The sequence below is a fragment of the Finegoldia magna genome (assembly GCF_002243175.1).
In the GTDB taxonomy this organism is placed as follows: Bacteria; Bacillota; Clostridia; order Tissierellales; family Peptoniphilaceae; genus Finegoldia; species Finegoldia magna_J.
Genome location: NZ_NDYF01000013.1, coordinates 29,268 through 42,738 on the forward strand (window position 1 = coordinate 29,268; position 13,471 = coordinate 42,738).

The 13,471-nt window shown below is 31.9% G+C and carries 15 protein-coding genes; 1 reads left to right on the forward strand and 14 read right to left on the reverse strand.

Annotated features, from left to right (window positions below; all coding sequences use genetic code 11):
- Positions 1-67 precede the first annotated feature (67 nt).
- The 13 genes from B9N53_RS05285 to aroF all read right to left on the reverse strand — a co-directional run bounded on the left by B9N53_RS05285 (position 68) and on the right by aroF (position 12,124).
- A complete protein-coding gene (locus B9N53_RS05285; protein ID WP_094204001.1) occupies positions 68-1,174 on the reverse strand; it encodes a PIN/TRAM domain-containing protein in 1,107 nt (368 codons plus the stop codon).
- A 24-nt stretch (positions 1,175-1,198) separates the two neighbouring features.
- Positions 1,199-1,681: a CarD family transcriptional regulator gene (locus B9N53_RS05290; protein ID WP_094204002.1), complete on the reverse strand. Its 483-nt coding sequence runs from the start codon at positions 1,679-1,681 to the stop codon at positions 1,199-1,201.
- A 143-nt stretch (positions 1,682-1,824) separates the two neighbouring features.
- Positions 1,825-2,781, reverse strand: coding sequence for a 3D domain-containing protein (locus B9N53_RS05295; RefSeq protein ID WP_094204003.1), 957 nt, complete (start codon positions 2,779-2,781; stop codon positions 1,825-1,827).
- A gap of 412 nt (positions 2,782-3,193) precedes the next feature.
- Positions 3,194-3,574 carry a hypothetical protein gene (locus B9N53_RS05300; protein ID WP_094204004.1) on the reverse strand — a complete coding sequence of 127 codons (381 nt, stop codon included), beginning with the start codon at positions 3,572-3,574 and terminating at the stop codon, positions 3,194-3,196.
- On the reverse strand, positions 3,567-4,874 hold the full coding sequence (locus tag B9N53_RS05305; RefSeq protein WP_094204005.1) for a coproporphyrinogen III oxidase: 1,308 nt from the start codon (positions 4,872-4,874) through the stop codon (positions 3,567-3,569). Before B9N53_RS05305 ends, B9N53_RS05300 begins: the two co-directional genes overlap by 8 nt.
- A 52-nt stretch (positions 4,875-4,926) precedes the next feature.
- Complete coding sequence (locus B9N53_RS05310; protein WP_094204006.1) at positions 4,927-5,970, reverse strand: ribonucleotide-diphosphate reductase subunit beta; 1,044 nt, start codon at positions 5,968-5,970, stop codon at positions 4,927-4,929.
- A gap of 28 nt (positions 5,971-5,998) precedes the next feature.
- Complete coding sequence (gene aroQ / locus B9N53_RS05315) at positions 5,999-6,427, reverse strand: type II 3-dehydroquinate dehydratase (RefSeq protein WP_094204007.1); 429 nt, start codon at positions 6,425-6,427, stop codon at positions 5,999-6,001.
- Positions 6,408-7,619 carry a shikimate kinase gene (locus tag B9N53_RS05320; protein WP_094204008.1) on the reverse strand — a complete coding sequence of 404 codons (1,212 nt, stop codon included), beginning with the start codon at positions 7,617-7,619 and terminating at the stop codon, positions 6,408-6,410. The genes aroQ and B9N53_RS05320 overlap by 20 nt, the downstream gene beginning before the upstream one ends.
- The gene (locus B9N53_RS05325; protein ID WP_094204009.1) at positions 7,616-7,867 is read right to left on the reverse strand and encodes a chorismate mutase; all 252 of its coding nucleotides are present in this window, start codon (positions 7,865-7,867) and stop codon (positions 7,616-7,618) included. The genes B9N53_RS05320 and B9N53_RS05325 overlap by 4 nt, the downstream gene beginning before the upstream one ends.
- The gene (aroC, locus tag B9N53_RS05330; RefSeq protein ID WP_094204010.1) at positions 7,843-8,934 is read right to left on the reverse strand and encodes a chorismate synthase; all 1,092 of its coding nucleotides are present in this window, start codon (positions 8,932-8,934) and stop codon (positions 7,843-7,845) included. The genes B9N53_RS05325 and aroC overlap by 25 nt, the downstream gene beginning before the upstream one ends.
- Positions 8,918-10,114 carry a 3-phosphoshikimate 1-carboxyvinyltransferase gene (locus tag B9N53_RS05335; RefSeq protein WP_094204011.1) on the reverse strand — a complete coding sequence of 399 codons (1,197 nt, stop codon included), beginning with the start codon at positions 10,112-10,114 and terminating at the stop codon, positions 8,918-8,920. Before B9N53_RS05335 ends, aroC begins: the two co-directional genes overlap by 17 nt.
- A complete protein-coding gene (gene aroB / locus B9N53_RS05340; RefSeq protein WP_094204012.1) occupies positions 10,104-11,135 on the reverse strand; it encodes a 3-dehydroquinate synthase in 1,032 nt (343 codons plus the stop codon). The genes B9N53_RS05335 and aroB overlap by 11 nt, the downstream gene beginning before the upstream one ends.
- Positions 11,123-12,124, reverse strand: a complete 1,002-nt coding sequence (aroF, locus tag B9N53_RS05345) for a 3-deoxy-7-phosphoheptulonate synthase (RefSeq protein WP_094204013.1) — start codon at positions 12,122-12,124, stop codon at positions 11,123-11,125. The genes aroB and aroF overlap by 13 nt, the downstream gene beginning before the upstream one ends.
- 92 nt (positions 12,125-12,216) lie before the next feature.
- Between aroF and B9N53_RS05350 the strand changes: the two genes are divergently transcribed.
- On the forward strand, positions 12,217-12,588 hold the full coding sequence (locus B9N53_RS05350; RefSeq protein ID WP_094204014.1) for a DUF6483 family protein: 372 nt from the start codon (positions 12,217-12,219) through the stop codon (positions 12,586-12,588).
- Positions 12,589-12,617: 29 nt separating this feature from the next.
- Here B9N53_RS05350 and B9N53_RS05355 read toward each other — a convergent pair whose 3' ends face one another.
- Positions 12,618-13,466: an aminoglycoside 6-adenylyltransferase gene (locus B9N53_RS05355; RefSeq protein WP_094204015.1), complete on the reverse strand. Its 849-nt coding sequence runs from the start codon at positions 13,464-13,466 to the stop codon at positions 12,618-12,620.
- Between the last annotated feature and the right edge of the window lie 5 nt (positions 13,467-13,471).

Genomic DNA, 13,471 nt, shown 5'->3' on the forward strand with positions numbered 1-13,471 from the left:
TGCAATAAAAAAAGAGAACTACACAAATAGTTCTCTAATAAGTTCAAATAATAAATACAATATAAAACTACTGATCTTTCCCATCAGATTTCTTTGCAAAGATCATTTTACCTGCAGAAGTTTGAAGAACACTTGTAACAGTACATTCAATAACTTGTCCCAAATATTTTTTGCCATCTTCCACTACAATCATAGTACCATCATCTAAGTATCCTATACCTTGATTGTTTTCGCGTCCTTCTTTGATGATTGACACATTAATCGGCTCACCCGCTACAAAAACAGGTCTCATAGCATTTGCCAAATCATTTATGTTGAACACGAAAACTTCTTGCAAGTCTGCAACCTTATTCAAATTATAATCGTTCGTAAGTAAATTTGCATTCAATTCTTCTGACATTTTTACAAGCATAGAATCGACTTTATCAATATTAGGATACCTCTTATCAACCACTTTAACCTTGTCCTTGTACTCAGTTTGCATAGTTTTTAAAATATCCAATCCACGTCTTCCTTTTTGTCTTCTCAAATAATTATCAGAATCCGCGATATGTTGAAGTTCTTCGATAACAAATATTGGAATTATTAAATTCCCTTCCAAAAATCCCGTCTTTAATATATCGATAATTCTCCCATCGATAATAGTTGAAGTATCTACGATTTTAGGTCTAACTTTGCTATCTTTGTTTGAAAATTTTAGATTTGGTTTTTCTTTGGTTTTGATTCTATCGAAAAATGCGAGAAAATCATCGTGATAATTAAGGGCAAGTTTTGCTCCCAAAAACCCCATTCCAATATAAAACACAATTTCAAAAATAACCGTCAATACAGTTCCTATCCCTGGAATATTTAATTTTAACAACGGTTGTGATATCAAAAAAGCTAATATCAGCCCTACTACCAGACCAATTGTCCCTATAACAATATCGACCAGAGAGAACTTTTTAAGCGAATCTTCAATAGATTCTATCAATTTTAATTCTACCGATATGAATTTCGGAGCCAAAGCATAAAATATGAATCCAAATACGACTGCCGCTATTATCATAGCGACTATCTTAATAATAACACTAGTTGATTTTTCAATAAAATTACTGAAAATAACATTAGTAAATATAATTCCTAAAATAGCTCCGATGATAGATATCAGTATTGACATCCCTCGTCTGAACAAATCATTTCTCCTTTCACAAATATTTTAATCTAAATCGATTAATTCGTTCACCATGCTTTCAGCTTTTGATGGTTTGATATTCAAACCACTTGCTATTTCACTAATAAGCATTTTTCTGGAGGTATTAAGTACTTTCTTTTCAATCATGGATAGGCCTTTTGAACAATCTAATTCATACAAGCCCTTATACACAATGGCAGTTTCTTTTATATCTCCCGTTCTCAATTTTTCGAGATTTTCTTTGTACCTTTTATTCCAATTTGAAGGAAAATCAACTTCACTATTCTTTAAAATATCTCTTAAAGAATGAATAGTTTCTTCTTGTGCTACAAATCTTATTCCCATATCATTTATCTTATCTACGGGTATCGAGATTTTCATTTCTCCCATTGGCATTTGCAAAATATAATAATCTTTTTTAACTCCCAAGACCTCTTTATTTTGAACTTCGGTAATTATGCCTGCACCGTGCATAGGGTAAACAATCTTATCGCCTATTTTAAACATACTATCACCTCACTATATATTATAGCTTAATCACAAATTTAATTCAATAACAAAACTTTTAATTATATCATATCTTATGTATTTGTCAATTAAAAAAGACGATGAAATTCATCGCCTCATTTTATCGTAGTAATAATATTTAATTAGTTTAAAATTGTAACTCTAACAGTTCTTCTTCCCCAATTGTTGCTTTGAGATTTTGAACCAAATACTAAGTCGATTCTATTTCCTTTAATAGCTCCACCAGTATCTTCTGCTCTTGCATATCCGTAACCTTCAATGTACAATCTAGTTCCCAATGGAATAACTCTAGGATCCACAGCAGCTACACCATATCTAATTGCTGTTCCCATTGCAGTTGTAGAATATCCACCATTTTCTGCAGGATCTGAAGTATAAGCAGTAGATCTCATTGTGATAGTTCTTCCTGAAACATTTTGAGGAGCTGATTGTGCTTGTTGTTTTTCCTTCTTAGCTCTTTCTTCTTGTTCTTTTTTTCTTTTTTCTGCAAGTTTTTGAGCTTGGATTTTTCTTTCTTTTGCTAATCTTTTATCTCTGTCTTCTGGAGATTCCTTTGTTGTATTCTTTGCAGCAATATAAGCAGTTCTTCCGAAATAAGTAATTCTCAAATTATCTTCATCGATATGACCTTTGATTTCTGAGTCTTTGTCGATTACTCCCAATTCTTTTGCTTCCTTTTCTTTTGAATCGAAAACTTTAGTTTCTTCATTAACCCATCCTTCAAATTTGTTTGGATCTGGTTTAACTTCTTTTTCTGACAAATATGATTTGAAAATAAAACCTTCGAATTTTTTGTCATCTCTTGTGAAATTTACTTTCGCAAAAACTTCTCCGATTTTTTCAACTTTTACATTGTCACCTTGTTCCAATACTTCGATTATTTTACTATGTTCATTTTCTTCCTTAAACAAATCTGTATCATCATTTATCCAATATTTTTTTGATTGTATATTTTCACTTGATTTTTGTTCTACTTTAACATTATTTAAATCTTTTGCTTGTGAATTTGATGGTACAAATGCTAATAAACTTGTCATAATGACAACCGAAGAATTTAAAATTAACTTTCTAAAATTCATTTGTATCTCCTCTTTCTTTTTTAGATTTTTTTGTGTTTAATTTTTACTACTCGGCTATTTTATTAAACCGAGAAAAATAATTCAAGAAAAAGGAACATATTTTTGCCCATTTAAACGATATTTGTTTTCATTAGAACTCTTTGTATCTATTCGCTCAAATTTTAAAATTGTTAAATGCTTGAAAATTAAGGGTTACAAAAAGGTTACAGCAAATTTTAATTTCATTTGTTAATTGAGTACAACAGTCTAAAATATTACATTTTTGTAATATTTGAAGTACTTTTGACTAGATTTAGAAAAAATTGTCATTATAAAACGAAAAAATCCCCATGAAAGTTATCCAAAACAAGAAATTTTGAATTACAATCATGAGGACTATGTCATATATTATTCAATTGAAAACATTGAAGTTCTACAATTCCCCCAATTCTTTTTTCAATTCATACACTAATTTATTCTCTAGTTTTTCCACATCCATTACGAAATTCATCAATCCGCCGAATAATGATTTGTTGTGAAGTTTCATATCAACATCCACAAAACTTCCTGAATTTGTATCTCCAAAATCAAAATTCAAATATCCATCTATGCTTTTGGAGTTTAAATCGATGTACATTTTTTCGTTTTCAACGATTTCTTTTATAGTGTAGGTCATTGTAACTCCCAAGTTATCTATTACGTACTGATTTTCAACTCCTGTTGGTTTTGAATTGTCTAACAATCTATCTTTTATCGTTTGGAAAACTCTACTTTTATCCGATCTGAATTCTTCTCTTTTCTTTAGTTCACCCATTGATAATTTCCACCTTTCTTTTTATTATTTCGTCTAATTTTTCTGAATAATCTCTTAAATTTTTGTAGTTTGTGTATTTTATTATATCATCTTTTATGATTTTAGAATTAGCAGTCATTCCAAATCCTATTATGCTTTCTAATTCTTCATTGATTACGATATTGTATCTGGAAGGAATATCTCTGCAATATCCGATATTTTCCATGTTATTCAGAATATTTTTCTGACGATATAAATAATACGGACGGTAATTATTTTGAAATGTCCATTTTTTTATCAATTGCATTTGTTTCTCAGCAATATTTTCTTTAAAATTTCCCTTGTCGTATTGTTGCGAGTATTTACTTCCTTTTTTTATCGACAGTGTGTGAAAAGTTATATTATCAGGTTGGAGCTGTCTTAGAATTTCGAGGTTTTTTTCTGTATTGTTCACATCATCGTACAATAATCCAAGTATGAAATCCATATTTATCACAAATCCCAAGTCTTTAGCTTGAGTGTACAAATCAAGCAAGTTCTCATTATTTTGAATTCTTCCCATAGCTTTCAGTGCTTTTTCGTTAAAAGTTTGTGGGTTCAAGCTAATTCTTGTCACGTTGTACTTTTTTAACAATTTTAGCTTATCAAAGTCCAAGCTATCTTCTCGTCCAGCTTCAAATGTGTATTCAACCAAGTTTTCTGACAAAAAACAGTTTTCAATAACTTTCAATAATTTTTCAAGCATTGTGTAGTCTAAACTAGTCGGAGTTCCACCTCCAACATAAATTGTTTTAATTATGTTTTTGTCGATACTTTTTGAGACTTCGGTTATTTCTTTTAGTAGATACCCCAAGTATTCTTCTCTTCTGTCGTTATTTTTGTAAACAATAGTAGGAAAGGAACAATAATCGCATCGGCTCGGGCAAAACGGAATATTGATGTAAATGTTGTAGTTTTTCTCATCAAAATCTAAGCTAGACTGAACTTCATCGATATTTCTAAGTAATTTCAAATTCTCATCATTAATTAAATACATTTGTTTTAATTCTTCGTCTGTATGATTTTTTAAAATCTTAGAGGGTTTCGTTCCAGTTAATATTCCCCAATCATTTGTATAATTGTATCTTCTTGAAAATATGGTATAGAGTATTCTTTTTAGTTCTAATCTTGTAGTGAATGGATAAGTTTTCTCTTTTTTTACGTAATCTTTTCCTACGACAAAATCACTTTCACCAAATTCTAGATTTTGTTTGAAATCAAATATCGTAAAAATATCTATGCACTCTTTTTGATATCTTTTGTCTTCTAATTGTATTTTCATATTCTTAAATTAAATAATCCGGCATTTCCTGTATAAAAATGCCGGGTATATTTTATAAATCGTCTTCTATTATCGCTGACTTAGAATAAGCTGATGGTTTTGCTTCGAAGAAATCTGTCTTGATTTTATTTGGGTCAGAATATTCGCTTACCCATTTCATTGAAGGGATTTCTCTCTCATAACCTGGATAGATAACTCCAAAACCAAGTCCTGTTGATCTCAAATTACCCAAGTATTTGATGTAATCTTCAACCATTTTGATAGACAACCCTTGGATTTTTTCACCGATAACGTATTTTGCCCATTCAATTTCAGCTTCTGAGCCTTGTTTTATCATTTCTTTGTATTGTGCATTTTTTTCTTTAGTAAATAATTCTGGACGTTCTTTTTTCAAATCTAAAATCATAGATCTGAACAACCACAAGTGAGTGTTTTCATCTCTGTTGATGTATCTGATTTCTTGTACAGTTCCTGGCATTTTGCCCATTCTTCCCAAATTATAGAAGAACATAAATCCAGAATAGAAATAAATTCCTTCCAAGATATAATTTGCGATGAGAGCTTTCATGAAATTTCGTTCGCTTTTTTCTTCAAAAAAGTCGTTGTATTGATCTCCAATAAATCTGTTTCTTTCTAACAAAAACTCATCATCTTTCCATTGGTATAAAATGTCTGTTCTTTCTTCTGGAGAACAAATCGTATCCAAAATATAACTGTAAGATTGTGAGTGAATAGATTCTTGGAATGCTTGAATAGATAAGCACAAGTTTATTTCATTAGCAGTGATGTATGCTTCCAAATTTGGAAGTTGCGCAGTTTGTAAACTATCCAAGTAAATCAAAAACGATAAAATCTTATCGTAAGCAATCTTTTCGTCTTCCGATAAATTTCTGTAATCTTTGATATCTTGATTCAAGTTGATTTCTTCTGGAATCCAGAAGTTATTCATAGCTTGTCTGTACCATTCACTTGTCCAAGAGTACTTTATGTTGTTAAAATCGTTCAAATTAGTAGTATTGCCATTAATTATTTTTCTCTTTGATAATTCAATATCTCCGTGTTCATTAAATAAACCACGTTTTTGTAATTCGTCCATTGCTCCTCCTTGATTTTTCATACCTATATTATATTCTATTTAAGAAAAAATCGATAGCCTCAATATATCCATCTGCGCCTTTTCCCTTGATAACTTTTTTTGCAAAAAGTGATACAAATGAAAACTTTCTAAAATCCTCTCTCTCATCAACATCTGACAAATGCACCTCAACTGTATCAATATCCACAGCTTTCAATGCGTCCAAAATCGCAACAGATGTATGCGTATATGCCGCAGGATTTATGATTATTCCGTCTGCTTTTTTGTAAGCACTTTGAATAATATCCACGATTTCTCCCTCGTGATTTGACTGATAAAACTCTACATCTATTTGATTTTTTGCACAGTATAATTTTATCTTGGATTCAATGTCTTGTAATGTCAGCTTACCATAAATTTCAGGTTCTCTTATGCCAAGCATATTTAAATTGGGTCCATTAATAATATATAGCTTCATTGAAATCCTCCACGATTAATTTGGCAGTTGTTTTTGCGTTGTAATTGTTGAAATATTTATCGCTGAATCTTCGATACAAATAATTTCTGTTTTGTCTAATCTCACGCATAGTATTTGTTTTGTAAATCGGCCTGTTTTTTCTGGATAATTTACTGTTCGGTCTGTCAATCCAATAAACAACTGAATTTTGATGAAGATAATAAAAATTCTTCTTCACAGTTACAGCTCCTCCACCAGTTGCGATAACCAAGTTCTTTTCTTTGGAAAATTCTTCTAAAACTTTAGACTCTATTTTTCTGAAATATTTTTCGCCTTGTACTGCAAATATATCGTTAATACTTCCATATCTTTGCGTGATGATTTTGTCGATATCCACAAGTTTCTTGTTAGTGTTTTTTGCGATGATTTTAGCAACCGTACTTTTACCACTTCCAGGCATTCCAACCAGTGCAATATTCATATTTTTCGTTCTAATTTTCTGTACGATATTTTCTACAACATCATCGTCTATTTTTTTAGAAGTAAAAATCTCACACGCTTTTACAGCTTGATACACCAGCATTCGCAAACCATTGTCGTTTGGAATTTTAAGTCTATCACAATCCATTAAAAGGGAAGTTTTGTTCGGATTATAAATCACATCGAACACAGCTTCTGGTCTGATTTTCCCTAATTTTATAACTGATTTCAAATTATTCGGATACATTCCCACTGGAGTTGCGTTGATTAGAACGTCGCATTTTTTGTAATAATCTACATCTTCAAACTTATGCTCACCTTTTCGTGAAATCACTTTAATAGTTCTTGCTTGAAGTCTTTTCGCACACTCTACGGCTGTTTTACTAGTCGCACCATCACCTAAAATCACGACTTCCTTACCTTTCAAATCGACAATTCGACTAATCATATACTCCATTCCGTCGATGTCGGTGTTATATCCTTTGATAGTATCAGAAAATTTAATCGTATTTACGCATCCGATTTTTTTCGCGTCTTCACTCATTTCGTCCAAGTATTTTATGACGTCTTCCTTGTACGGAATAGTTACATTTATTCCATTGATATCCTTTCTTTTGAAAAATTTATCCAAATCATCTTCTTCAAAATATTCGTATTTGTAGTATCCTAATAGTTCGTGAATTTCTTTGGAATAACTATGCTTTAAAGATTTTCCTAATAATCCGTATTTCATTTCAAATTATCCTGAATTTTTTTTGATTCTAGTAAAATTTTGGATTCAACTTCCTTTATATTGTCGCGGTATTTTAAATTTGTTTGTTCTATTTTTTCAAATATTTCCTTTTCTCTCGATTTGTCTTCTGTCTCAATATTATTCTTTGATTTAAAATCTCCAATTTCAGAACAAATCTCAAATCTTTTCTCTAATAATCCGGCGATTTCAGAATCAATTTTATCTATTTCTTTTCTAAATTTTTCCATCCATACTCCTTTAACAAATCGTAAATCACAAAAGCTGTGATTGACTCCATAACGCTTACGGCTCTGATACCAATGCTTGGGTCGTGTCTTCCTTCAACAGTCAAGGTAGTGTTCGTTCTACTTCTCAAATCAACCGTATCTTGTGTTATTCCAATCGATGCTGGTGGTTTGAAAGTAACTAAGGAAATTATCGGCATTCCCGTCGAAATTCCTCCCAGTATTCCACCGTTATAATTCGTTTTTGTTTTGATTTGTTCGTTTTCTATATAATAGCAGTCATTCACAACAGATGCATTTGATTTGTCGAATGATTTCCCCAAACCAAATTCAACCGATTTTACTGCTCCAATTCCAAAATAGCTTTGTGACAATCTAGATTCAATCGAATCAAAAAGCGTATCTCCAACTCCCGATCTCAAATTATACACAACAGTTTCGACACTTGATCCAACGGAATCTTTTCTATCTCTTAAACTTTCTATCTTCTTGTCTATTTTATCGATTATTTCATCGTTTATTACTTCGATTTTTTTATTTTTCAAGTAACTGTAGTCTGTAAATTTTAAATCATCAAATCTTTCATCTACAATATCACCGAGTGAATACAAGTGGCTGAACACATAAATATCGTGTTGCTTCAAAATTTCTTTTGCAATAAATCCTGCCACATTAATGACTGCAGTCAATCTTCCAGAAAAATGTCCACTTCCATTGATATCGTTGAAACCATTGTATCTAACAATTGCTGGATAGTCCGCATGCGATGGCCTTGGCGTATTGTAGATATTTGTGTAATCTTTTGAGTGATGATTTGAATTTTTAATCACAAAAGATAATGGAGCACCCGTTGTTGTATCATTCAATATCCCCGACACGAACTCAACCTCATCGGATTCTTTTCTAAGTGTCGTGTTGGATTTGCCGGGAGATCTTCTTTTCATATGTGCTCTCAATTTTTCGTAGTCGATTTTGATTCCTGAATCAACTCCATCAATCACTCCACCAATCATCGAGCCATGAGACTCTCCCCACACGGTTAACTTAACTAATTTACCTATCGATGACATCGCTACCCAACCTTTCTATTTCATCAAAAAACGATGGATAAGATTTCTTCACAGCTTGCCAATCTTTAATTTCAATTTCTTTCGTAATGATAGATGCTATTGCAGCAGCCATTACAATTCTGTGATCATCACAAGAATTTACAACAGCAGGTTTCATTTCTGATTTGTAGATTACGAGATTATCTCCTTCTATCTCGCAGTTTACGCCGAATGATGTTAACATATCGTAAGTTGATTGAATTCTATCCGATTCTTTGAGTCTCAATCTTTTGGCGTTTTTTAGCACCGATTTGTCGCATTTTTGAGACAAAACCACTGCCAAAATTACAAATAAATCTGGTGTTTGTGATATATCTATTTCACAGTAATCTCTGTTTTTATTTATTTTTTCTAATAATTCAACTATTTTTCTGTCTGCTTGAACTGAGACCATGTTTAAGTTCTGAACGTTTATATCTGCACCCAATTCATTTGCACACAAGAAAAACGCCGCGTTTGACCAGTCTCCTTCTACGATTATTTTCCCAGGTGATTTTAAAGCCCCTGGTTTTACGATGACTTTATCAAATAAAATCTCGGAATCTACTCCAAATAATCTCAAACATTCTTGTGTGATTTTGATATATCCAGTAGATTCAAGTAGTGATGTCAATTTGATTTCACAGCCACCAATAAGTGGTGCAATCATCATAATCGCAGAAATATATTGGCTGGATACATCGCCAGGAAATTCGAAATCAATTTTATGAAAAGTTCCATCAACTGTAAAAGGAAGTTTATCTGCACTAAAAGTAAGACCCGATAATTTCAATTGATCCATCAATTCTTTTATCGGCCTATCTTGTAATCTTCCAGTGCATTTTACGTTAGTTTTTTGAGATAAGAAACTCACCAATGGAAGCAAAAATCTCAAAGTTGAACCCGAATCATTTACATTAATATCAGACACATCTTTTTGGAAAAACGAAGGATGAACTGTAACTTCATTTTCGTTTATGTCGATTTCTACTCCCAAATTTCTCAGACAATCAATAGTTGTCATTATATCGTTTGAGAATTCATTAATAATAATTGTTGTATCGGTATCTGCAACACTTGCTAAAATCAAAAACCTGTGTGCAAATGATTTGGAAGATATAGCATCCACTGTTCCTTGTAAATTGTCCGTTTTAATCTTCATAAATATCACTCAAAACCTTTTTGTAATCCGATTTGTTCATACTCAAAACCGTACAATCTCCAATTTCTTCGGAAACTATCAAACTAATCATGTCTTTTGTGTTTTTCTTATCGCGAAGGCTAACTTCATAGACATCTTCCTCAGAATAATCGTAATTATAATTCAAATTATACATTTTCAAAACTTCCAAGATTCTGTCGTAATCCTTGCTGTATTTTTTCGCCATACACTTCATTCCGAAAGCTACGGCATGTCCATGCATAACATTATAATCGGACAGTTTTTCGACAGCATGTCCCAATGTGTGCCCGTAATTTAATAATCTTCTCAAATTTTGCTCCAATTTGTCTTGGAGGACGATATCTTTTTTAATGCTCACACAAATCTCCACAATTTCCGATAAATCGCTTTGTTTAGTGTATCTTTTGGAACTTATCATGTCGAATAATTCTTCATCAAAACAAATCGCGTATTTGATAATTTCCCCGAAACCATCTTCAAACACGTAATCGTCTAAAGTTTTCAACAAAAGTGGATCAATAATGCAAAGCTTTGGATCCTTGAACGCTCCTATCAAGTTTTTCCCAGTTGGCAAATCAATCCCAGTTTTAGACCCTACGGATGAATCTACCATTGACAAAACAGTCGTAGGAATTTGAATGAAATCAATCCCACGCATAAAAGTCGCAGCTACAAAACCAGCCAAATCTCCAACGACTCCTCCACCAAAAGCAATCACAGTGTCATTTCTGTGATAAGACATACTCATGTAAGTCATTATTTTTTCGTACTCTGATAAGCTTTTGGAAGATTCTCCTGGTTTTATAACGTAAAATTCATGTTCAATCTCCAATTCATCTAATAAAATATCCAGTGTTTTGTGGTGATACCTATCGACATTTTCATCGGTAATAATAATCGCTTTTGATTTTATGAAATTTTTCAAATAATCGCGTGATAGATTCAAAGCATCAAGACCAACTATTAAATCGTAATTTTTGACATTTATTACTGAATACATTGCCTTAATTTCCTTACTTTTCTCATTATAGTTCTAAATCTTTCGCAAGTGACAGATTGTGGTCCATCGCTTAGAGCATTTTCTGGATCGTTGTGCACTTCAATCATAAGTCCGTCGCAACCTGCCGCAGTCGATGCAAGTGATAGCGGTTCTATCAAAGTGTATTTACCACTCGCATGTGATGGATCCATTATAATAGGAAGTTGTGACAATTCCTTCATCACAGAAATAGCAGAAATATCCAATGTATTTCTAGTGTAATTTTCAAAAGTTCGAATTCCTCTCTCACACAATACGACATTTTCGTTGCCACCAGTCATAATGTACTCTGCGCTCATTATCCATTCCTTGTAAGTAGCACTCAAACCTCTCTTTAGTAAAATTGGCTTATCTGAATGTCCCAACTCTTTAAGCAAGGAATAATTTTGCATATTTCTAGCTCCAACTTGCAACATATCGACATCGTTGAAATAATCCAAATCAGACAAATCCATTATCTCTGTAATAATTGGAAGTCCAGTTTCTTTTTTTGCTTGGATTAACAAATCGATTCCCTTTTTGCCTAATCCTTGGAAAGCATAAGGCGAAGATCTAGGCTTAAAAGCTCCGCCTCTAAGGATATTTGCTCCGTTTTCTTTCACGCTTTTAGCAATGGTAATAATCTGTTCCTCGCTCTCAACAGAACAAGGTCCTGCCATCACGCAGAAATTTCCGTCACCTATTTTTACACCATCTACATCGACAATTTTAGGTTGTGGATGGTATTTTTTGTTTGCCTTACTAAAAGGTTCTTCAATTCTAATAACCTTATCCACAATATCAAAGCGTGATATTAGCTTCTCATCAATGCTTGAAGTATCTCCTATTAAAGAAATAATCGTGTATCTATCACCAACAGTCTCATCAACTCTGACGTTTTGTTCATTTAAAAAATCTATTAGTTTTTTTACTTCCTTTTCGTTAGGATTTCTTTTTAATTTTACAATCATAATTTTCTCCGATAATCTTATTCTATTAATAGTATATCAAAACTAAGAAATTTAGTATAATATAAGTAGAGAAATTTAGAAAGAGTGATAATATGATAGAATCAAACGATTGGCTACTAAAACAAATCAATGTGGTCAGTGAATTTTTGCAAAAATTATTTACAGATATGGAAAAAGGTAGAAAATTAAATGAGAATGAACAATACCAAAAAGATTCATTCGAATTTGAAAGATTGTTGGAAAATCTAATCGAAGAAGATAGAATAAACGATGCTGAAAATATTTTGTTCGAAAAGCTAGAAACAAATAATCTTATGTATGCAACAATCGCAACGAGATTTTATGACAAATTAAAAGGACTTTCGGATGAAAAACTTCAAAAATCAAACTACAGTCGTGACGAAATCCTACAAGGATTAAACGATATGTGTGATATGTTTGGTTTGGAAATATTCAAGGGATAAAAAAAGCTGGTTTTTATAAACCAGTTTTTTTAATCGTATGATCTTTGCCATATATCTCTAATTTTTTGCATTATATCACGGTCAACTCTCTTAGGATATTCATATCCAAGAAGCTCTGCGACATGAAGTCCTTGTTTTCTAAAAAGGTCACACGATTTGAACAATGTACTCCAAAGATTCTCTATTTCAGGAAGTGGATATGTTTGCAAATATCTTTCATAATGATCTTTTGGAAGATAAGTCTTGATATATTCGTAATTGTATCCTATATTAACATTGAAGTCGTAATTACTACCAATATAGTAACCCGTCATTTTATCTACGTTCTCTCTGACATGATAAAACATTTGAATGGCGTAGATTTCTTCTTTTCTGTACAAACCTTTTGCAACATTTAACGAATTGATGAACATTTGATTAACTAGCGATTCAAATTCATGTTTAGTTGGCTTTAATTGTCTGAAACAAACATCTGATTTGGTACTATTGCCAACTAAAACTTGGTCTTTGTCTACTAAAATTTCCGCTTGGCTATCTTCATTAATATAAGCTTGCATCGTGTTTTCCTTAATGAAAAATATTCTGATTTTAGAAATATCATTAAGCACAATAGTGTAGCTGATATTGTGAGGATTAATTTTATTTGTGTAGGTTAATTTGTCAGATTTTTCTAACATTAACACATCACCGAATAAACTTTCAATGAAGTGTGAATCCTTAAACTTTTCAAAATCACTTACTCCGAATACAAAATGATAATCTGTGTTTTCGTCTTTTTTTAAAGTAGGATTAAGTCTTCTTCCCGTTTCAATAAGACTTCTAACTTCTTCATTTTCTTTTGAAAATTCCATAACCGTATTTTTAATATTATTAACCATTCAAA

Bases quoted from the DNA above. Each gene is read 5' to 3' on its own strand.
- aroQ (WP_094204007.1), bottom strand. From the start codon at position 6,427: ATGAAGCTATATATTATTAATGGACCCAATTTAAATATGCTTGGCATA.
- B9N53_RS05335 (WP_094204011.1), bottom strand. From the start codon at position 10,114: ATGAAGATTAAAACGGACAATTTACAAGGAACAGTGGATGCTATATCT.
- B9N53_RS05290 (WP_094204002.1), bottom strand. From the start codon at position 1,681: ATGTTTAAAATAGGCGATAAGATTGTTTACCCTATGCACGGTGCAGGC.
- B9N53_RS05295 (WP_094204003.1), bottom strand. From the start codon at position 2,781: ATGAATTTTAGAAAGTTAATTTTAAATTCTTCGGTTGTCATTATGACA.
- B9N53_RS05310 (WP_094204006.1), bottom strand. From the start codon at position 5,970: ATGGACGAATTACAAAAACGTGGTTTATTTAATGAACACGGAGATATT.
- aroB (WP_094204012.1), bottom strand. From the start codon at position 11,135: ATGTATTCAGTAATAAATGTCAAAAATTACGATTTAATAGTTGGTCTT.
- B9N53_RS05355 (WP_094204015.1), bottom strand. From the start codon at position 13,466: ATGGTTAATAATATTAAAAATACGGTTATGGAATTTTCAAAAGAAAAT.
- B9N53_RS05325 (WP_094204009.1), bottom strand. From the start codon at position 7,867: ATGGAAAAATTTAGAAAAGAAATAGATAAAATTGATTCTGAAATCGCC.
- B9N53_RS05300 (WP_094204004.1), bottom strand. From the start codon at position 3,574: ATGGGTGAACTAAAGAAAAGAGAAGAATTCAGATCGGATAAAAGTAGA.
- B9N53_RS05350 (WP_094204014.1), top strand. From the start codon at position 12,217: ATGATAGAATCAAACGATTGGCTACTAAAACAAATCAATGTGGTCAGT.
- B9N53_RS05305 (WP_094204005.1), bottom strand. From the start codon at position 4,874: ATGAAAATACAATTAGAAGACAAAAGATATCAAAAAGAGTGCATAGAT.
- B9N53_RS05320 (WP_094204008.1), bottom strand. From the start codon at position 7,619: ATGAAATACGGATTATTAGGAAAATCTTTAAAGCATAGTTATTCCAAA.
- aroC (WP_094204010.1), bottom strand. From the start codon at position 8,934: ATGTCATCGATAGGTAAATTAGTTAAGTTAACCGTGTGGGGAGAGTCT.
- aroF (WP_094204013.1), bottom strand. From the start codon at position 12,124: ATGATTGTAAAATTAAAAAGAAATCCTAACGAAAAGGAAGTAAAAAAA.